1 pseudogene is annotated in these 1,400 nt (G+C 57.1%); it reads right to left on the bottom strand.

What is annotated here, in order from left to right:
* Positions 1-9: 9 nt before the first annotated feature.
* A pseudogene (locus M3G14_RS11590) lies at positions 10-1,196 on the bottom strand (IS481 family transposase).
* Between the last annotated feature and the right edge of the window lie 204 nt (positions 1,197-1,400).

Below are 1,400 nucleotides of genomic sequence, written 5' to 3' on the forward strand. Positions count from 1 at the left end.
TTTTTGTTTTTAGGTCAGTGGGGGTTGGCCTTTTCGCCAGTATGGTTTTTGGTAATTGCGGGATGTGTCGATGTAGTGCTCGGTGATGATTTCGCCGGTCTCTTTTAACGATGTGGTGATGTGGTTGTCGGTGACAACATCAGGATGTGTTTGCCGCCGTAGGCGCGTCCGACGCCTAGGTGGTAGAGCCTTCCGGCGTAGCGAATGGTGACCTTGCCGTTGGCACCGACGATGTCGTTGCGGATGCGCCATTCGTCTTCTGGGTTGTCCGTGGGTTGGGCTTTGGGGCCTGTGGTGTAGGCCTGCTCGGGTGTGCGGCGCCCGAGTGCTCGATGGGGCCGTTGTGTGTTGTAGTACCCAGCGAATTCATTGAGTTGTTGTTGCAGCTGGGAGATTGTTTCTGCTGGTGGTCGTGCTTTGATCCAGCGTTTGAGTGTCTGGTGGAACCGTTCGATCTTGCCTTGGGTTTGTGGGTGCCCGGGTCGGCCATTTTTCTGTTGAATGCGGTGGTAGTTGAGGGTTTTCTCAAAGGCATTGCGCCCTCCTTTCCGACCGGCAAGTCGTGCTGTAAAAACCAGTCCATTGTCGGTGAGCGTGGATGCGGGCGGCCCATAGGCGCTGATGAGGCGTTGGAGCTGTTCTGCCACTGCAGTGCCTGTAAACGCGTGCTGGGCGGTAATTGACAGCAGGTAGCGGGAGTGGTCATCGAGGAAGTCGAGGACTTCTACACGAGTGCCGTCTGCGAGGAAAAGATGGGTGATGTCAGCTTGCCAGCATTCATTGGGCATTTCGGCTTGAAAGCGGATGTAGGAGCTGCGTGGCTTCTTCTGAGGTTGCGGGTCAATCAGGCCTGCGTTGGTGATGATGCGGCGGATGGTGGAAGTTGATGGTACTCGTAGCCCCTGTCGTTGAAGGTGGAAGGCGATGGTGTCTGGACCTGCGTCGAATCCTGCTCTGGTGAGTTCTTTGCGCATGTCGATGATGTGTTTGCGCAGGTGTTCGGGTATCGCCTGGGGGTGGGTGTGCGGTGCGCGGGATTTCGGGGCGATGGCTTCCGGACCGCCGGCATCGAAGTCGGCCAGGATCTTGTAGACGCGTTGGCGAGAGATCCCGAATCGTTTCGCGACTTTGGCAGCTGGTTCGCCTTGGTCTCGTACGGCTTTAACGATTGCGAGGTTGCGGTTGGGGCTGTTCATTTGTCAACGATGTCTCGACTGATCCCCAACAGCCTGCGCGCCACGCGGTGGCTGGTCGGTGTCAACGATGTCGCAGCTGAGGTGTCAACCTTCACCCCATGTCGTTTCCCCGGGCTAAGTGTCAACCATGTCGCGGCTGACCTGTCAACCATCAGGAAGGTTTGTCCAGGCACGCCGTGTCAACTATGTCGTGACTTCGGACAC

The sequence above is a fragment of the Corynebacterium sp. p3-SID1056 genome (assembly GCF_025152525.1).
Taxonomy (GTDB): Bacteria; Actinomycetota; Actinomycetes; order Mycobacteriales; family Mycobacteriaceae; genus Corynebacterium.